The sequence below is a fragment of the Faecalibacterium sp. An122 genome (assembly GCF_002160895.1).
In the GTDB taxonomy this organism is placed as follows: Bacteria; Bacillota; Clostridia; order Oscillospirales; family Ruminococcaceae; genus Faecalibacterium.
In genome coordinates this window covers 39,880-55,530 of the sequence record NZ_NFLL01000012.1, presented here as the reverse complement: position 1 = coordinate 55,530, position 15,651 = coordinate 39,880, and the positions used below count along the sequence as shown (strand labels likewise).

Below are 15,651 nucleotides of genomic sequence, written 5' to 3'. Positions count from 1 at the left end.
GCCAAAGAGGGGATACCTCTCTTTGAAATCACCCCGGCCTTTTCGTATTCCAGATCAAGCATCGAATACACAAAGCCCTCAGCACCGGTCAATGTATTTTTCCGGTGCTATTCTGTGCGGGCACGAAATCCAGATTGCCCATATCTCCACCCATTCCCATTCATGCTCAAAAGTGCGGTGTTGTTGCAGAAGTGAAACCAAATAAAAAACCCGGACTCACCCAAGGCATGGAAAGGGGAGTCCGGGTTTCTCTGTTTTGAGAACAGAATGGGGATGTGTCCTCAGTCAGAAAGAGAAGAAAAAAGGATAAAAAGAGTTGAGAAAATGTCAGAAGGAGCCGGTCTCCGCCGGCGGGCGGTGCAGCCTGCCGGCCATGGGTGAGAAAAGGAGAAGATTACAGCAGGTTCTTCTCAAAACGCCTGGCCATTTCCTCGCCGTAGGGGCCATAACCGCCGCTCAGCAGGGCGGGCAGGGCTTTGGCGGTGAACTCGGCCCAGCTGTCCGCCTCGTGGCGGGCCAGGATGGGGTAGAACAGAACCCCGTTTTTCTGGGCGGCGGCCTGGTCGCCGGGGGCGTCCCCCACCATCAGGATGTGGGCGGGGTCATAGCCCTTGGCTTTCAGCTGGGCAATGCAGGCGGCCTTGGAGCCGCTGTCCTGGCAGCAGAGCACGTCCACCGAGGGCAGCAGGCCGCAGCGGGTCCATTCTTCTTCCACAGCTTCCCGGTTGGCGCTGGACACAATAGCCACGTCCGCCGCTTGATGGGCGGCAGCCAAGGCTTCGGCCACCCCGGGGAAAGGCTTCTTATCGCTCTCGGGCAGGGCGTCGATGGCGGCGTTCACCTTCTGGGACCAGGACAGAGCCTTGGCCAGGCAGGGGCCTTTTGCGGTTTTGGCCGCCTCTGCGATGGCCTGGTTGGACAGCTCGGGGGCGTGTTCGGCCCAGGCGGCCAGCTCGGCCACCCCTTCGATGGGGCGGTAAACCTTGTCGATCTCGGTGAGGGCCATAGCCAGGCCCTTGAACCGGTTGATGCCGCGGGTGCCGGAATAGAGGTTGATGGCGTTCCAGCGGTTCAGGATGGGCTCGGACCACTGTTCCAGCCCCCATTCCTCCACCATGCAGGGCCCGAAGCAGCGGAAATGCTTGATGTCCATGGTATCCATGGCACAGCCGTCCGAGTCCACGCAGATCAGGTAATCTTTTTGTTTGGCAAATGCTTGCAGGGTCACAGCGGTTCCTCCTTACAGGCGGGTGTCCCAGCGGTCACAGAACACGTTGTCCTCGGCGGTGCCGCGGAATTCGCTCTGGCCGGTGATCTTCTCGATGGCGGCCCGGATGTGGTTGCGCTTGGGGCCGTAGGCATTGATGAAGGTGTGAATCTGGGGCAGGTCAATCAGATGGTTGGTATAGTTGAGGCTGATGGCCACAGTGGGGATTTCTTCATTATACCACGGCAGTTCCAGACTGTGGTTGCAGCTCCACCGAACCCGGACATCGTTTTCCTGGGCATAGCCCTTGACGTTCACCACAATCAGGGCCCAGTCGTGAGTCTTAATAAATTCCTCCCGGCTGGAATGGCCCAGCATCTTGACAAAGTTCATGGGGGAGACGCCGTTTTCTACTTCCAGGGCGTGGAAGTTGGGGCACAGGTCCACCTCAAAGCCGGCCTTTTCCAGTTCCTCCTTCACCACCTGTTTCACGGGGTCGCCCTTGTAGCCCTTGGAGGTGGGGGTGGAGCCCACGTACACCAGGAACACCCGCTTTTTCTCGGCGGGGTTCACCGGCAGGGTGCCGCGGGTATCCTTCACCAAGGTGATGCAGCTGTCGGCGGCCTGGTCGCTGTAGGCCTGGTGCTCGGCGCAGCCGATGCAGTCCAGGCCGGCCTTGTCCGGGATGCGGACAGCCTCCTCATAGAGGTGCAGGTGGGCTTTCAGGCCCAGAATCCGATGCAATGCATCGGACAGCCGCTCCTCGGTGAGGTCGCCCTTGTCATAGGCGGCTTTCAGGTAGGCGATGTCCTCGTCGATGTCGTTGGCAAACAGGATCATGTCGCAGCCGGCGATGATGGCGCCGGGGATGGCATCCTTCCGCTTGGCGGTGGCGGTCATGCCCACCATGTGGGTGGCGTCGGTGATCACCACGCCGTTGAAGCCCAGTTCCCCCCGCAGCAGGCCGGTGATCAGTTCGGGGGCCATGGTGGCGGGCTTGATGTCCTTGTCCTGGATGCCGGGGCAGAGCTTCCGGCTCATTTCAGGCAGGGCGATGTGGCCCACCATGACCGATTCCAGGCCGTCCTCGATGAGAGCCCGGTAGACCTTGCCAAAGGTGGCCTCCCAGTCCTCCACGCTCAGGTTATTGACCCCCATGGCCAGGTGCTGGTCCAGCTCTTCTACGCCGTCGCCGGGGAAATGTTTGGCGGCGCAGGCCATGTTGGGGTTGGCGTCCTTGATGCCCTGGATGTAGGCTTTGGCGTTGGCGATGACCTGGTCGGGGTCGGAGCCGAAGGACCGGGTGTTGACGATGGTGTTCCGCCAGTTCATGTAAACATCGCACACCGGGTTGAACATCCAGTTTGCCCCCAGGGCGCTGGCCTCACGGCCGGCCACCAGGCCCACATGATAGGCGTTTTCGGTGCCCTGGCCGGCGCCGCACTCCACGGCGGTGGCCACAAAGGTACCCTCGGGGGCTGCACCGTTGCCGCCGTCGTCGCAGTTGGCGGCGATCAGCAGAGGAATTTTGCTGTGCTTCTGGAAGGTGGTCAGCTGGTTGTAAATCTGCTGCTTGTTCCCGCCGTTCTGCCAGCGCAGGCCGCCCATGTGGGACTGGTTCAGCAGGCCTTCCACCTGCTTTTCCTGGAACCCGGGCTGGGCCTGCAAAACCACCAGCAGCTGGCCCAGTTTTTCCTCCAGGGTCATGCCGGCAATGGTATCTTCCACCCACTGGATTTGTGCATCGGTCAGATAAAAGGGCTTGGCTTTCAGGTCAACCATAAGGGTGCGCTCCTTTCCGTCATCATTACCATCCAAAAACGTTGGCTTTCGCTTCTTTGCCCAGGCCGGCCATGGCAGGGGCGGGGACATCCAGCCGCAGTACCTGGCCGCTGTGCCGGGCGGTTTCCCACACCGGCAACCCGGCGCCGTTGGGATTGCCGGAGGCGGCAAAATGGGTCAGGTAGGATACCATGGCGCCGGACAGGGCCCGGTCCCCATCGTTGAAAGGCCGCCAGCTGTTGGTCAGGGTGCCGAACCAGTACCACAGATCGGCGCTGTGCCAGGCACCCTTGTCGTCCCCGGGCAGCTGCCGGGCAAAGCACCAGGCATAGCTGTCCGCCGGCTGTTTCTGACACCACCGAAGGGCGTCGGCGGTCATCTCAGGCTTCATGTCCTGGGTGTTGCCGCCGGCCAGATAGGGGATGGGCAGGGTGAAGCCTTCGTCGGGGAACAGGGCGGTGTCCCACACCGGGCCCATGTTGGCCATCACGGTACCGAAGCCCTGGGTGGCAAACTGCTTGCCCACGGCACCCAGCAGGGCCTGGGGAGGCAGAGCCCGCAGCTGGGCCAGGGTGGAAGCTCCAGTGGCCTCCTTCCAGGCAGTCCAGAAGGGGTATTTGTGTTCCATCACCCAGTCCCCGGCAAAAAGCACCGAATCATCCCCGGCGCCGCTGGACATGACGGCTTTGGCGATCAGGCCCTGGGCGGCCCTGGTACTGCACAGCATCTGGACGCTGTGGGCGCCGGCGCTCTGGCCCATCACCGTGATGTTGTCGGGGTCACCGCCGAAAGCGGCAATGTTGTCGTGTACCCACTGTAATGCACACAGCTGGTCATACAGACCGTAGTTGCCAGTGTGGCCGGCCTCGGCGGCCAGCTCGGGCAGGCAGGCGTAGCCGAACAGACCCAGCCGGTAGTTGAGGGTGACGCCGATGACCCCCTTCCGGGGCCAGGCCGGTTCGTCAAAGGCCTTGTCCCAGCCGGAACCGCTGAGGAAGGCGCCGCCGTGGATGTAGACGATCACCGGGGCCTTTTCGGCGTTGTCGGGGGCCCAGATATTCAGATACTGGCAGTCCTCGCTGTAGCTGTAGTCCAGCCCTTCCCGAAACTCATGGTAGTAGAAGGGGGAGCGGCCGTTTTGGTCTTCGGGGGTGAAGGCGGCATCCTGCATGGCGTTGGGGCCGAAGCGGGAGGCATCGTAGACGCCCTCCCAGTGGGTGACCTGCTTGGGATATTCCCAGCGGCCGGCGGCGGCATAGCGGATGCCCTTGAAGGCGGTGACGCCGGGGGCGGCAGCCGCTACGCCCCGGATGTCGCCGCAGGGGGTGGAGCAAACATGCTGTTGTATCATGGAAAATCGCTCCTTTTCAGTCCTCGTCCCTGGAGACCAGTTCCTGGGGCTTGGGGATGGCGTTGAGCTTGCGGTTCAGCTCCTTGACGAAGTCCTCGGAATACTGGCTGCTCTTGGTGTTGATCTTACGCAGGAGGGTGACGTAGGTCAAAATCCGGGTCAGAGGGTCGGATGTAATGCGGGGGACTTCCTGTTCCAGCAGGGCCCAGGCCTCAGGGCTCTTCATCAGATCGCCCATCTCGTCCATGATGGAGTAGTGGTCGGCGGGGAACAGATCCTCCTTGCTCTCCTGGAGGGTGAACCAGTTTTTCACATTGAAGCCGGGGTTGGGATCGTCATAGATGTAGCTTTGTTCCGGCTGTGCCACACGGGTCAGGGTAATGGCATCGGTGAGACTGCCCGCCGAAGCGGCAATCCGGTTGTCTCCTTCGGCCAGAGGCACCTGGTCAAAGACAAAGACCCGGTTTCCTTCCTGAGAAGCGAAGACCTGCCCGTTAACGGTGAGGGTGACGGAGGGCGCGTTGGAGTACACCTTGACGGTGGTGGTCTCGCCGCAGCGGCGGGCATAACGCCGGCCGGTCAGATAGACAAAGGGCTCCTCGCTCCAGCAGGCTTTGTAGAAATAATAGGCATCCTTGCAGACCGAGCGGTCATAGGTGACAAGGCCTTTGCAGTTGCGCCCTTTGGAGGTGGCCATCGCCCGGTTGGCGCTGCCGAAGTCAAACATATTCCACACAAAGCTGCCCCACACAAAGTCCCGGGCCTCGATCTGGGGATAGGCCGTTTCGTGCCAGCGGCACTGGAATTCCTCGGAGCAGTCGCCGGGCTTGGGGTCATCCCGGTGGAGGGTAATCAGGCTGTCTGCGCCGTACTCGGACAGGCAGAGGGGCATGTCGGGATTTTTCTTGTGGAAGCGGTCAAAGAAGGGGCCGTAGTCGGTGGCTTCACCGTAGTACCAGCCAAAGTAGATGTTATAGCCCACGGCGTCGGTCAGATGGTTGAGCTGGCTGTTCAGCTTGACGGCGTTGATGTTGGCCAGGGTGGTGAAGCGGGTGGGGTCCAGCTCCTTGGCCAGCTGGTGCAGCTGGCCGATCTTGCGGTACATTTCCAGGCTCTCGCCAGCCATCGAAATCTCGTTTTCCACCCCCCAGAAGCAGATGGACGGGTGGTGCTTGAGCTGCAAAATCAGCTCGGTGAGCTGCTGTTTGGCGTTTTCAAAGACGGCCTCGTTGCCATCCGGCAGGGCCAGCAGCGGGATCTCGGCCCAGACCACAAGGCCTGCCTGATCGCACAGGTCATAGGTCAGGTCGGGGTGCTGGTAGTGGGACAGGCGCACCGCGTTGGCCCCCATCCCGCAGAACAGCTGGATGTCCTGCCGCTGCTGTGCCTCTGAAACCGCGCAGCGGCAGCCCTCCCAATCCTGATGTTTGGCGGCGCCCCGCAGCTTCAGGTGCTGGCCGTTGAGGAAAAAGCCCTGTTCCGGGGAGAGTTGGATGGAGCGGAACCCGAAGGGCAGGCTTGCCTCATCCAGACAGACGCCGTCCCGCAGGAGGCGGGCCCGGCAGGCGTAGAGATAGGGGTCTTTGCGCCCGTCCCAGCTGTGGGGCCGGGAGACCTGGAGGCAGGCCTGGGGGGCCGAGGCGGGGCGGGTCACGCAGGCACAGGCCTCTCCCTGGTCCAGTACCTCATACTGGATCTGGACGCCCTCCGTCGGGCCCGCAATGCGGGCGCTGACCTGTACCTTCCCGTCGGGACCGGGCTCCACCGTCAGGCCGGAAGTGCCGTAATAGAGCAGGTCAAAGTGGGTGGCCCCGGTCTGGATCAGGTGGACGGGGCGGTAGATGCCGCCGTAATTGTTGAAGTCACCGCCCAGGGGAATGTAGTCCCGATGGGTGTTGTCGGCCAAAACCAACAGCTCGTTGCTGCCCGCCCGGGCACCGCTGAGGGCAAAGCGAAAACGGGCATAGCCGCCCTTGTGGCAGCCGAGATAGCAGCCGTTCAGCCAGGCGTGGCAGATGCCGGCCACCGCGCCGAAATCCACAAACGCAGGCCGGGCGGCGTCCGCCAGGGCCAGGGTGCAGCGGTAGAGCCTGGGCCCTTCCTGTTTGGGATCGTCCCCGTTCCACACATGGGGCAGGGTGACGTCCACCCAGTCCTGGCCGGTGGGAAGGGTCTGGTAGGTGCCGTCCCAGGAGCAGCTGCTGAATTGCCAGCCCTCCCGCAGCAGAGTAACAGTGCGCATAAAAACCTCCTTGGGTCTGTAAAAATAAGTGCCTGCAGGAAAACCTGCAGACACTGCCGGAATGTAAAAGAAATCAGCGCTGCTGGAAAGCGTTGTAAGCGTCGGTCACATACTGGGTGGCTACATCCAGGCCCATGCCGTTCAGGGTGTTGACATAGGTGTCCCAGCTTTCGTCGATGTTGGACTGGCCGGTGACAAAACGGATCAGCATTTCCTGCACGTAGGTGTCCACCTCGTTCATAATCATGTTGTAGTCGTTCTGGCGTTCGGGCGCGATGGTCAGCTGGGGCAGGCAGACGCCCTGGTCCAGGCTGTGCCACAGGGTGCGGGCTTCCACCTGCTCGGGCATGGTGAGGGTGATCTGCATATAGGCGTCCTCGTCCATGGGGTTGACGAAGCCGTAGGAGGGCAGGGCGTAGGCCAGGACAGCCTCAGAGGGGGTTTTGCCCTCGGGGTTGTTCATGACGGCATCGGTGAAGGTCTTGCTGCCGTCTGCATTGACGGTGTAGCTTTCCCCTTCGATGCCCCAGCACAGCAGGTTGTTGCCCTCTTCCGAGAAGAAGTAATCCAGCACCTGGGTGGCCAGAGCGGGGTCGGCACAGGAGGAGGTCACCACAGCCTGGACGCCCACCTGGGCAACGCCGCCGTCCAGGTGGAAGTAGGGGGTGTCCCCCTCGTTCAGCACCGGCCAGGCCACGCCCACCAGTTCAAAGTCGGGGTTATTGGCCCGGGCGGTGGTGGTCACGTTGCCAATGCCGCTGTTGAGGGAGAGGACGGAAGCAATGCTGCTGCCGTTGACCAGCTTGGCGTTGTTGGCGGCGCTGTCGTTGGACATGAACTCGGGGTCCAGCAGGCCCTTGTTGTACCAATCGTTCAGCTTGGTGACAAACTGGCGGTAGTTGTCGGTAGAGGGACCGAACACCACGCCACCGTTGCCGTCAGAGCAGAACTCGGTGCTGGTCTTATAGGCGGGCAGAAGCAGGTTGAGGTTGGCGTTGCCAATGTAGTTGCGGTAGGTGGTGAAGGGATAGGTGACGCCGGGCTCGTTGTCCCGGATGGTGGTCATGACGTTCTCCCAGTCGTCCACCGTGACGGGGACATCCAGGCCGTACTTTTCCAGCAGGTCGGCGCGGATGGAGGGGCCGGAGGAGACAGGCACGCCCAGGGTAAAGCAGTAGATGCCCTGGTAAGTGCCGCTGTTGGAGAGGACTTCCTTTTCATGGGCAGGGGTGTCCACCGCCGCCAGATAGTTGGGGGCGTACTGGCGGATGCAGCTGTCCATATCCATCAGGACGCCTTCGTCGATCAGTTCATCAACGCCCATGGGGCTGGTGCTGTAGGACCAGATGATGATATCAGGGTACTCGCCGGAGGCGATCATCAGGTTGAACTGGTCGGACTCGCTGCCCACGGCGGGATGGGTAAAGGTCAGGTTGACGCCCAGCTTTTCTTCTGCGACCTGGAAGGCTTTGATGTCATGATAGTTCTGCACCACGCCGGAGGTGGCATTGCGGATATAAATGTTCAGGGTCTTGTCCCCGTTGGCCAGGGGATAGGTGGCGGTGACGGCTTCACCCGTAAACTGGGATGCAGCGGTGGATGCGGCGCTTTCCGACTCGCTGCCGCCGCAGGCAGCCAGGCCGAGAGCGGCGGCGCCTGCACCGACGATTTTCATAAAGTTGCGGCGGGAGATGCGTTTCATAGGGAAATCCTCCTTCTTCGTGCTGGAATTCGTGGGGTTGAGCGTTGCGCTCTTTCTGGTCATTATGATACACGACCCGCCGGAGCTTGTATATCTGCATTATGTTGGAAAGCACCGCGGTTTTGTGTTTTGCGCCGAAAAAGGGCCTATGCAAAAATTACGCCCGTCACACAATTTTGTGCGACGGGCGTAAATATTACGAATGAACGCTGCTTTCCCGGTACTGGGTGGGGGTGACATGCTCGATTTTTTTGAACGCGCGGGTGAAGCTGTTGGCGCTGGCATAGCCCACGCGCTCGGAAATTTCAGTGATGGAAAGGCGGGTGTCCCGCATCAGGCGTTTGGCCTCTTCCAGCCGCAGCCGTGTCAGGTAGTTCAGGAAGGTATCATGGGCATTTTCCTTGAAAAAGATGGAAAGGTAATTGGGCGTCAGGTTGAACTGGTCGGCCACACAGGTCAGGGTGAGATCCACATCCCCGTAATTTTCCTGCATATAGGCCTGAATTTTCTGGATGAGCTGGGAAGCGGGGCTGGTGCGGTTCTCCTCCACATAGCGGCACAGCTGGCAGATGAGGGTTTGGAGGAGTTCTTCCAGCTCGTTGATGTTCCTGCGCTGGAAGATCTGCTGCAAGGGGGAAGCATCCTCCACCCGCAGCACAGCGGGGTCCTCCACACGGTAGGCCTCCAGGATGATGTTGAGCATGCCAATGCAGTAGCCCTGGGCCTGGTACAGCTCCACCGTGCGGCGGCGCAAGTTGGCGTCCAGGTTCTCGTGCAGCAGCGCGGAAGCCTGGGCGGCGTCGCCGGTGGCAATGAAGTTCTGCAGCTGAGCCGCAATGCTGTTCAGGCTGCGATCCATGGGCCAGACATCCTTTTCCTTTTGCAGGTACCGGATGCCGCCGCCGGGCTGCTGGGCCTGGGTTTGGGTCACGGCATAATATCCCTGGGGCACCGACTCCAGGCCCTGGTCGATCCAGCTGACATAGAGCCACAGCAGCTGGCCGTATTGCTCCCGCATGGTATCCTGCAGCCGGCCCAGGATGTCCTGGGTGTCCTGGTCGAAGCGGGCTCCGCTGCCGTTCAGAATCCACACGATGCTGTCATTGTCCAGGGTCACGGCGGTGTAGGTGATGCCGCCGGGCACAAGCTGGGACAGCTGGTCCCGCAGCACAATGTTGGTGAGGGCCTGCTCGGACAGCTCACGGGATTCGCTGGGCACCTGCCGGGCCAGCACCACCCGGAACTGCGGGTAGGGGAAGAGGATACCCACTTCCTCCAGCAGCTTCCGGTAGGTTTCATAGTTGCTCACGTCATTTTTCAGCAGCTGGAGCAGAATGCTTTCCTGAATGCGGGGGATTTCCTGCCGCAAGGCTTCCTGCACCTCTTTCATCGAGTGCTGCATATCTGCCACCGACTTTTCAATCAGCCGGAATTCGTTGAAGCCGGTCCCTTCGGGGCTCTCCAGAATCACAGAGCGGCGGCGCAGCTCGGCCAAAAGGTGCTCCACCGGGCGGTAGTTGCGCCAGGTGAGGTAATAGACGATGCCGGCGCCCACCACCAGCACTAGGGCCAGGGCCAGCAGGCTCAGGTTGCGGGCAACCCGCAGCTCGCTCTGCATCCGGTGGACCGGCTGGATAGACAGATAGGACCAGCCTTTTAGATTGGAATCCGCCCGGGAGACGGTGTAGCTGGCCCCGTGCCAGTCCTGAATGGGCTGGCCGCTGACCTGGGGCACAAAATCCAGCATGGCCTCGCTGCCCGCCCAGACGGCCGGCGTGCCGCTGGGGTCCAGCAGACAGACAAGGCCGGATTGAAGTTCCTCCATATCCCGGATGGTGGAGAACAAACCATCGCCGTCAATCCGCAGGCAGATGGTTCCATAGGAGGCAGCGCCGGAGCTCCACAGGGGAACGGAATGAAGCATCACCAGCTGGCTGTGACCCTGGCTGTCCCCCAGCAGATAGAACTGGCAGTAGGACCGCTCGTTTTGCAGCAGCTCCAGCAGGCTGCGGTTCATTTCCTCCGACGGCATCCGAAGGTTTCCCTGGGATACGCGGTAGTTAACGTAACTGCCGCTGACCATGCAGTCGTACAGCCGGGAGTAGATGGTGGTATCGCAAAAGCTGCCGGCTGTGGCGCTGTAGCTCTGGAGATGCCGGGACAGCTCCCATAACTCGAAGTTGCCCTGGCTGTCATCGGCCTGCCGCTGGCTCAGGGTGGCATTGAGGACTGTATCATTGCTCAGGTCAATGGCATAGAGCTGGATGGTCTGCAAACGCTCATCCATCGACATCTGTGCCTGGGTGAGCACGGCGTTCTGATAGTTGATATTCTCTTGCTGCAGCAGGCCGCGGGCATAAAAATAGTTGGCCAGCACAAGGACCAATGGCAGGATAAGCATCACAAAAAACGAGGCCAGCAGCTTATAAAAAGACTGTTTCCGGGCCAGAATCTGCCGCAAAGCAAAACGCCGGGTCATTTGCACGCACCATCTCTCCTTCGTCACAGTTTATTATAATATACCAGATCTTGCGGCATTCGTCAAAGATCCAGGGGCGCCAAAAGCCGCCGCAGGCAACTGCGGCGGCTTTGATTCACATGGATCGGAGCGGGATCAGCCCTTGACGGCGCCGACGGTCACACCCTTGGCAAAGTACTTCTGCAGGAAGGGATACAGGCACAGAATCGGCAGGGTGGTGACGATGATGGTGGCATACTTGATGGCGTCGGCCATTTCCTGGGTCATGACGGCGCCGTCCGACATGGCGGCGTTGGAGCTGGAAAGGATGATTTCACGGGTGATCAGGGCCAGGGGCCACAGATCGCGGCTGTTGGGCAGGTACAGCATCTCGCGGAACCAGCTGTTCCAGTGGGCCACGCCGTAGAACAGGACCATCACGGCCATGGTTGCGCCGCTGATGGGCAGGATCACCCGGGTGAAGATGGTCCAGTGGTTGGCGCCATCCAGCTTGGCGGATTCTTCCAGCTCGGCCGGCAGGGATTCAAAGTGGGTGCGCATGTTGATGAAGTTGAACACCGACACCAGGCCGGGCAGCAGGACGGCAACGCGGCTGTCCAGCAGGCCCAGGTCCCGGATCACCAGATAGGTGGGGATCATGCCGCCGTTGAAGAACATGGTAAAGGTGACAAAGACGGTGAGCGGCTTTTTGAACAACAGGTTTTTGCGGGACAGGGTGTAGGCCAGCATGGCTGTGAGGATCACATTGAGTGCGGTGCCCACGACGGTATAAAAAATGGTGTTCAGCAAACCGCGCCAGATTTCAGCGTCGGCGAACACCCGCTTGTAGGCGTCCAGGGTGATGTCCTGGGGGAACAGCAGGATGCCGCCTGCACCCGCCACGATGGTGGGATCGGTCAGTGAGGCACATAAGACGTACCAGATGGGATAAAAGCAGATGAAGATCAGAATTGCAATGACGACAAAGGATACGCCGTCAAAAACGCGGTCTTCGGTGGTGGATTTGATTTTGTTCTTGGTGCGGGCCATATAGGACTTCCTCCTTTTTGCAGATGGTTTACCACAGGCTGGTTTCGGCCAGTTTGCGGCTGACCTTGTTCATGATAAAAACGATGATCAGATTGATGACGCTGTTGAACAGGCCGATGGCAGCTGCCGAACTGTAGTTGGCACCCAGCACGCCCTGGCGGTAGACAAAGGTTGCAATGATATCGGCGGTCTCATAGGTGGCAGGGCTGTAGAGGTTGAAGACCTTTTCAAAGCCGATGCTCATCACATGGCCCAGCCGCATCAGAAGGATGGTGACGATGGTGGGCAGGATGCTGGGCAGAGAGATGTGCCAGATGGTTTGCCAGCGGGAAGCGCCGTCCAGTTTGGCGGCCTCAAACTGCTGGAGGTCGATGGAAGAAAGGGCTGCCAGGAAGACCACACTGTCCCAGCCGAAATTCTGCCAGATTTCGGAGGCCACATAGATGGGCCGGAACCAGGCCGGGTCGGACAGGAAGGCGATGGGCTCCCCGCCAAAGGCCTGGATGATGGTGTTGAACAGGCCGTCCAGGCTGACAAAGTCCACCACCAGGCCGCAGATGACCACAATGCTGATGAAGTGGGGCATGTAGGTGACGGTCTGGGCCAGCTTTTTGAAGCCGCGGCTGCGGACCTCATTGAGGACAAGGGCGAAGATGATGGGAATGGGGAAGCCGAAGATCAGGGTCTCCAGGCTCAGAACCAGGGTGTTGCGGATCAGTCGGCCAAAGTAGTAGCTGTTGAAAAAGTCAATGAAATATTCAAGGCCGACAAACTTTCCTGAGAAGAGGCTCCCGGTGATTTTGTAGTCCGAAAAGGCAATGTACAGGCCGGCCATGGGGGCGTAGCAGTACACTACAAAGTAGATCAGGGCCGGCAGGGCCATCAGGTAAAGAATCCAGTTGGACTTCAGGTCGTTCACCAGCCGTTCCCGGAATGGTTTTTGCGGCATGGCCAGCGCAGCGGCCGGCTGGTCTTTTTTGTGCAGCATTTTTGGTAGAGTCATCTTGTTTTCCTCCCGCTTTGATTGTCGTTCTCCTCTGCAAGATGGGGGTCTTGCGTTGTTGCAACCAGTATAGTCCTGCGGTGGGAGGCTTTCCATCTGCACTTCGTTGGATTTGGCGGCGGGGGCGGTTTTTGAACCCTGCATTTTTTTGGCTGGCTATTCCTTTTTTGTGGCAGGGTACCGGCGTTCTATGCAAAAAACTTGTAGATTTATCGGTCGGCGTGCCCTATGGTATCCTTTTGCTGAAAAGAATACAAAAATGGTAAGGAGGAAAGAACCATGGATTATCGCAACCCCGCCCTGACCGTCCCCCAAAGAGTGGAAGACCTGATCGCCCGGATGAATCTTCGGGAGAAGGTGGCACAGCTGTGCTGCTGCACCCTGCCCCATCCGCTGGATGACGCCGCGCTGGACAAGCTGCTCCGCTACGGGATGGGCACCGTCAGCTATCTGAATTCCGCCCTCAGCGGCGACCAGCAGCAGGATGTGGATACCTTGCAGCAGGTCCAGGCCTATCTGCGGGAACACACCCGCTGGGGCATCCCGGTTCTGGTCCACAGTGAGGCCATTGCAGGGGCGCAGATCCCTGGGGCCACGACATTCCCCCAGTCCCTGGGGATAGCAGCCACCTGGCAGCCCGATCTGGCCCGGGACATCGGCAGCGCTGTGCGGGCACAGCTCAAAAGCTACGGTATCTATGGGGCCCATTCCCCGCTGCTGGATTTGGGGCGCGACCCCCGCTGGGGCCGGGTGGGGGAAACCTACGGCGAAGCGCCGCTGCTGACGGCCCGGATGGCCACCGCTTTCATCCAGGGTCTGCAGGGCCGGCAGGAAGTCATGGCCACCGCCAAGCACTTCCTGGCTTACGGCAACGCGCTGGGCGGACGAAACGGCGGCCAGGCGGATTGCTCCGAGCGCACCCTGCTGGATGAATACTGCCTGCCATTTGAAGCCGCCATCCAGGAAGGCGGCGTGATGGCGGTCATGAATTGCTACGGCACCCTGAACGGGGAGCCTGTGGTCACCTCCCATCATCTGCTCACCGAAATCCTGCGGGACAAGCTGGGTTTTGCCGGGCCGGTGGTCTCGGACTACGGCAGTATCGAGCGCACCTGCAACCGGTTTGGGACGGCTGTGTCAGAAATGGACGCCGCAGTCCAGGCTCTGCGGGCTGGCATGGATGTGGATCAGCCCAGCGGGACCTGCTTCTCCCACCTGGTTCAGGCTGTGGAGGAAGGGCTGGTGGAAGAATCGGCAGTGGACCAGGCGGTGCGCCGGGTGCTGACCCTCAAATTTACCCTGGGCCTGTTTGAGAACAGCGCCCCCCAGGGGGACTTTGCAGCCCTCACCGCCGACCCGGCGGTGCAGCAGCTGTCCCGAATCAGCGCTGAGAAAAGCATGGTCCTGGCCAAAAACGATGGGATTCTGCCCCTGTCCGGCGGATGCAGGATTGCGCTGGTAGGGCCTTCTGCGGATGCGAAGGTGGTCTTTTTTGGGGGCTATTCCAGCGTGGGAACGGTAAACGCCACCAGCCTGGATTTCAACCGCAGTGAGTTTGACCAGTTCCGCCGGATGATGCTGTCCATCTATACCACCCAGCGCCGGGAGGAACTGCGGGAAAAGGGCATTGTCTGGGAGGATGCGCCCACACCCGCCCAGGAAGAGCAGATTCTGGCCATTGTCAAAGAGAACTTTGCCCGGCAGGACAGTTATAAAGTCTACCACGGCCAGGAGGAATTTATGGACCGTTTCTATCCCGGCTGCAAGACGGTGCGCCAGGCCCTGGAAGAGGCGGTGGAAAAGGACCATGTCCTGTATGCGCCCGGTTGTGAGATCAAGCGCCCGCTGGAGGGCGGCATCGAGGCAGCCGTGGCGGCGGCCCGGCAGGCGGATGTGGTGGTAGCCGTTGTGGGCGGCCAGGAGAGCATGCGCTCGGCAGATGCCACCTGCGGTGAAAACAAGGACAACGCCAACATTGGCCTGGAAGAGCCGCAGCGGGCTTTGCTTCGGGCACTGTTTGCAGTCGGCAAACCGGTGGTGACCGTCCTGGTGGATGGGCGACCCCTGGCGCTGACAGAGGAGGACGCCCACAGTGCCGCCGTGCTGTATGGCTGGCTGCCCGGGGAACAGGGTGGGCAGGCCATCGTGAACGTCCTTCTGGGAAAGGTGAATCCCGGCGGCAAAATGCCGGTGACGGTGCTGCGCCATGCCGGCCAGATCCCGCTGCGCCACGATTTGCAGCCCCTGTTTGAAAGCAGAACCGCCATGGCGGAATACCTGGACCGGCCCAGCAACCAGCCCCTGTATCCCTTTGGCCATGGGTTGTCCTATACCAGCTTTGCCTACAGCAGCCTGCAGGTGACGCCGGAGACGCCCTGCGGCGGGAACATTCAAATTCGCTTTCAGGTAAAGAACACCGGCGCAGCAGCCGGCGACGAAGTGGCGCAGCTCTACTGGCATGACTGCCAGGGCACGCTGGTGCGGCCCATGCGCCAGCTGGGGGCCTTTGTGCGGCTGACGCTGCAGCCCGGAGAAGAACGCACCGTGCAGGTGGTACTGGACAGCCACCAGCTGGCCTATCATGGGGCGGATATGCAGCTTGCCATCCAGCCCGGCAGACGTGAAGTGATGGTCGGCTCCTCCGCCGCCGATATCCGCCTGGAGGGCAGCTTTACCCTGACCGGGCCGCGCCTTGTGGTGGAGCGGCGGACATTCCACCCGCAGATCACCCTGTTCTGAGCAGGCAAATGAGAGATTCCAAAGAGATGCTTTTGGAGAAAATTTTATAGAATGAATCAAAATCCTGGAATACGTTCATGAAAGGGCTTCCTGCAATGAATGGACGTGTTCCAGGTA

Annotated in this window: 9 protein-coding genes; 1 reads left to right on the top strand and 8 read right to left on the bottom strand. The window is 60.5% G+C overall.

Features of this window, described 5'->3' with window-relative positions; genetic code table 11:
- Window positions 1–394: 394 nt before the first annotated feature.
- From B5E67_RS09060 to B5E67_RS09025, 8 genes are all read right to left on the bottom strand, one after another.
- Window positions 395–1,228 carry an HAD family hydrolase gene (locus B5E67_RS09060; protein WP_242956901.1) on the bottom strand — a complete coding sequence of 278 codons (834 nt, stop codon included), beginning with the start codon at window positions 1,226–1,228 and terminating at the stop codon, window positions 395–397.
- Between the two features lie 12 nt (window positions 1,229–1,240).
- Window positions 1,241–2,989: a glycoside hydrolase family 3 N-terminal domain-containing protein gene (locus B5E67_RS09055; RefSeq protein WP_087384833.1), complete on the bottom strand. Its 1,749-nt coding sequence runs from the start codon at window positions 2,987–2,989 to the stop codon at window positions 1,241–1,243.
- A gap of 25 nt (window positions 2,990–3,014) precedes the next feature.
- Window positions 3,015–4,340, bottom strand: coding sequence for a carboxylesterase family protein (locus B5E67_RS09050; RefSeq protein ID WP_087384832.1), 1,326 nt, complete (start codon window positions 4,338–4,340; stop codon window positions 3,015–3,017).
- Between the two features lie 16 nt (window positions 4,341–4,356).
- Complete coding sequence (locus B5E67_RS09045; RefSeq protein WP_087384830.1) at window positions 4,357–6,582, bottom strand: glycoside hydrolase family 2 TIM barrel-domain containing protein; 2,226 nt, start codon at window positions 6,580–6,582, stop codon at window positions 4,357–4,359.
- Between the two features lie 73 nt (window positions 6,583–6,655).
- Window positions 6,656–8,284 carry an extracellular solute-binding protein gene (locus B5E67_RS09040; RefSeq protein ID WP_158098870.1) on the bottom strand — a complete coding sequence of 543 codons (1,629 nt, stop codon included), beginning with the start codon at window positions 8,282–8,284 and terminating at the stop codon, window positions 6,656–6,658.
- 196 nt (window positions 8,285–8,480) lie between these two features.
- The gene (locus B5E67_RS09035; RefSeq protein WP_087384826.1) at window positions 8,481–10,763 is read right to left on the bottom strand and encodes a helix-turn-helix domain-containing protein; all 2,283 of its coding nucleotides are present in this window, start codon (window positions 10,761–10,763) and stop codon (window positions 8,481–8,483) included.
- Between the two features lie 135 nt (window positions 10,764–10,898).
- Window positions 10,899–11,792, bottom strand: coding sequence for a carbohydrate ABC transporter permease (locus B5E67_RS09030; RefSeq protein ID WP_087384825.1), 894 nt, complete (start codon window positions 11,790–11,792; stop codon window positions 10,899–10,901).
- Window positions 11,793–11,820: 28 nt separating this feature from the next.
- Complete coding sequence (locus B5E67_RS09025) at window positions 11,821–12,795, bottom strand: ABC transporter permease subunit (RefSeq protein ID WP_242956899.1); 975 nt, start codon at window positions 12,793–12,795, stop codon at window positions 11,821–11,823.
- Window positions 12,796–13,074: 279 nt separating this feature from the next.
- On the opposite strand from B5E67_RS09025, the gene B5E67_RS09020 reads away from it, so the two are divergent.
- The gene (locus B5E67_RS09020) at window positions 13,075–15,534 is read left to right on the top strand and encodes a glycoside hydrolase family 3 N-terminal domain-containing protein (RefSeq protein WP_087384824.1); all 2,460 of its coding nucleotides are present in this window, start codon (window positions 13,075–13,077) and stop codon (window positions 15,532–15,534) included.
- The last annotated feature ends 117 nt before the right edge of the window (window positions 15,535–15,651 follow it).

Bases quoted from the DNA above. Each gene is read 5' to 3' on its own strand.
- B5E67_RS09055 (WP_087384833.1), bottom strand. From the start codon at position 2,989: ATGGTTGACCTGAAAGCCAAGCCCTTTTATCTGACCGATGCACAAATC.
- B5E67_RS09050 (WP_087384832.1), bottom strand. From the start codon at position 4,340: ATGATACAACAGCATGTTTGCTCCACCCCCTGCGGCGACATCCGGGGC.
- B5E67_RS09045 (WP_087384830.1), bottom strand. From the start codon at position 6,582: ATGCGCACTGTTACTCTGCTGCGGGAGGGCTGGCAATTCAGCAGCTGC.
- B5E67_RS09040 (WP_158098870.1), bottom strand. From the start codon at position 8,284: ATGAAACGCATCTCCCGCCGCAACTTTATGAAAATCGTCGGTGCAGGC.
- B5E67_RS09035 (WP_087384826.1), bottom strand. From the start codon at position 10,763: ATGACCCGGCGTTTTGCTTTGCGGCAGATTCTGGCCCGGAAACAGTCT.
- B5E67_RS09030 (WP_087384825.1), bottom strand. From the start codon at position 11,792: ATGGCCCGCACCAAGAACAAAATCAAATCCACCACCGAAGACCGCGTT.
- B5E67_RS09025 (WP_242956899.1), bottom strand. From the start codon at position 12,795: ATGACTCTACCAAAAATGCTGCACAAAAAAGACCAGCCGGCCGCTGCG.
- B5E67_RS09020 (WP_087384824.1), top strand. From the start codon at position 13,075: ATGGATTATCGCAACCCCGCCCTGACCGTCCCCCAAAGAGTGGAAGAC.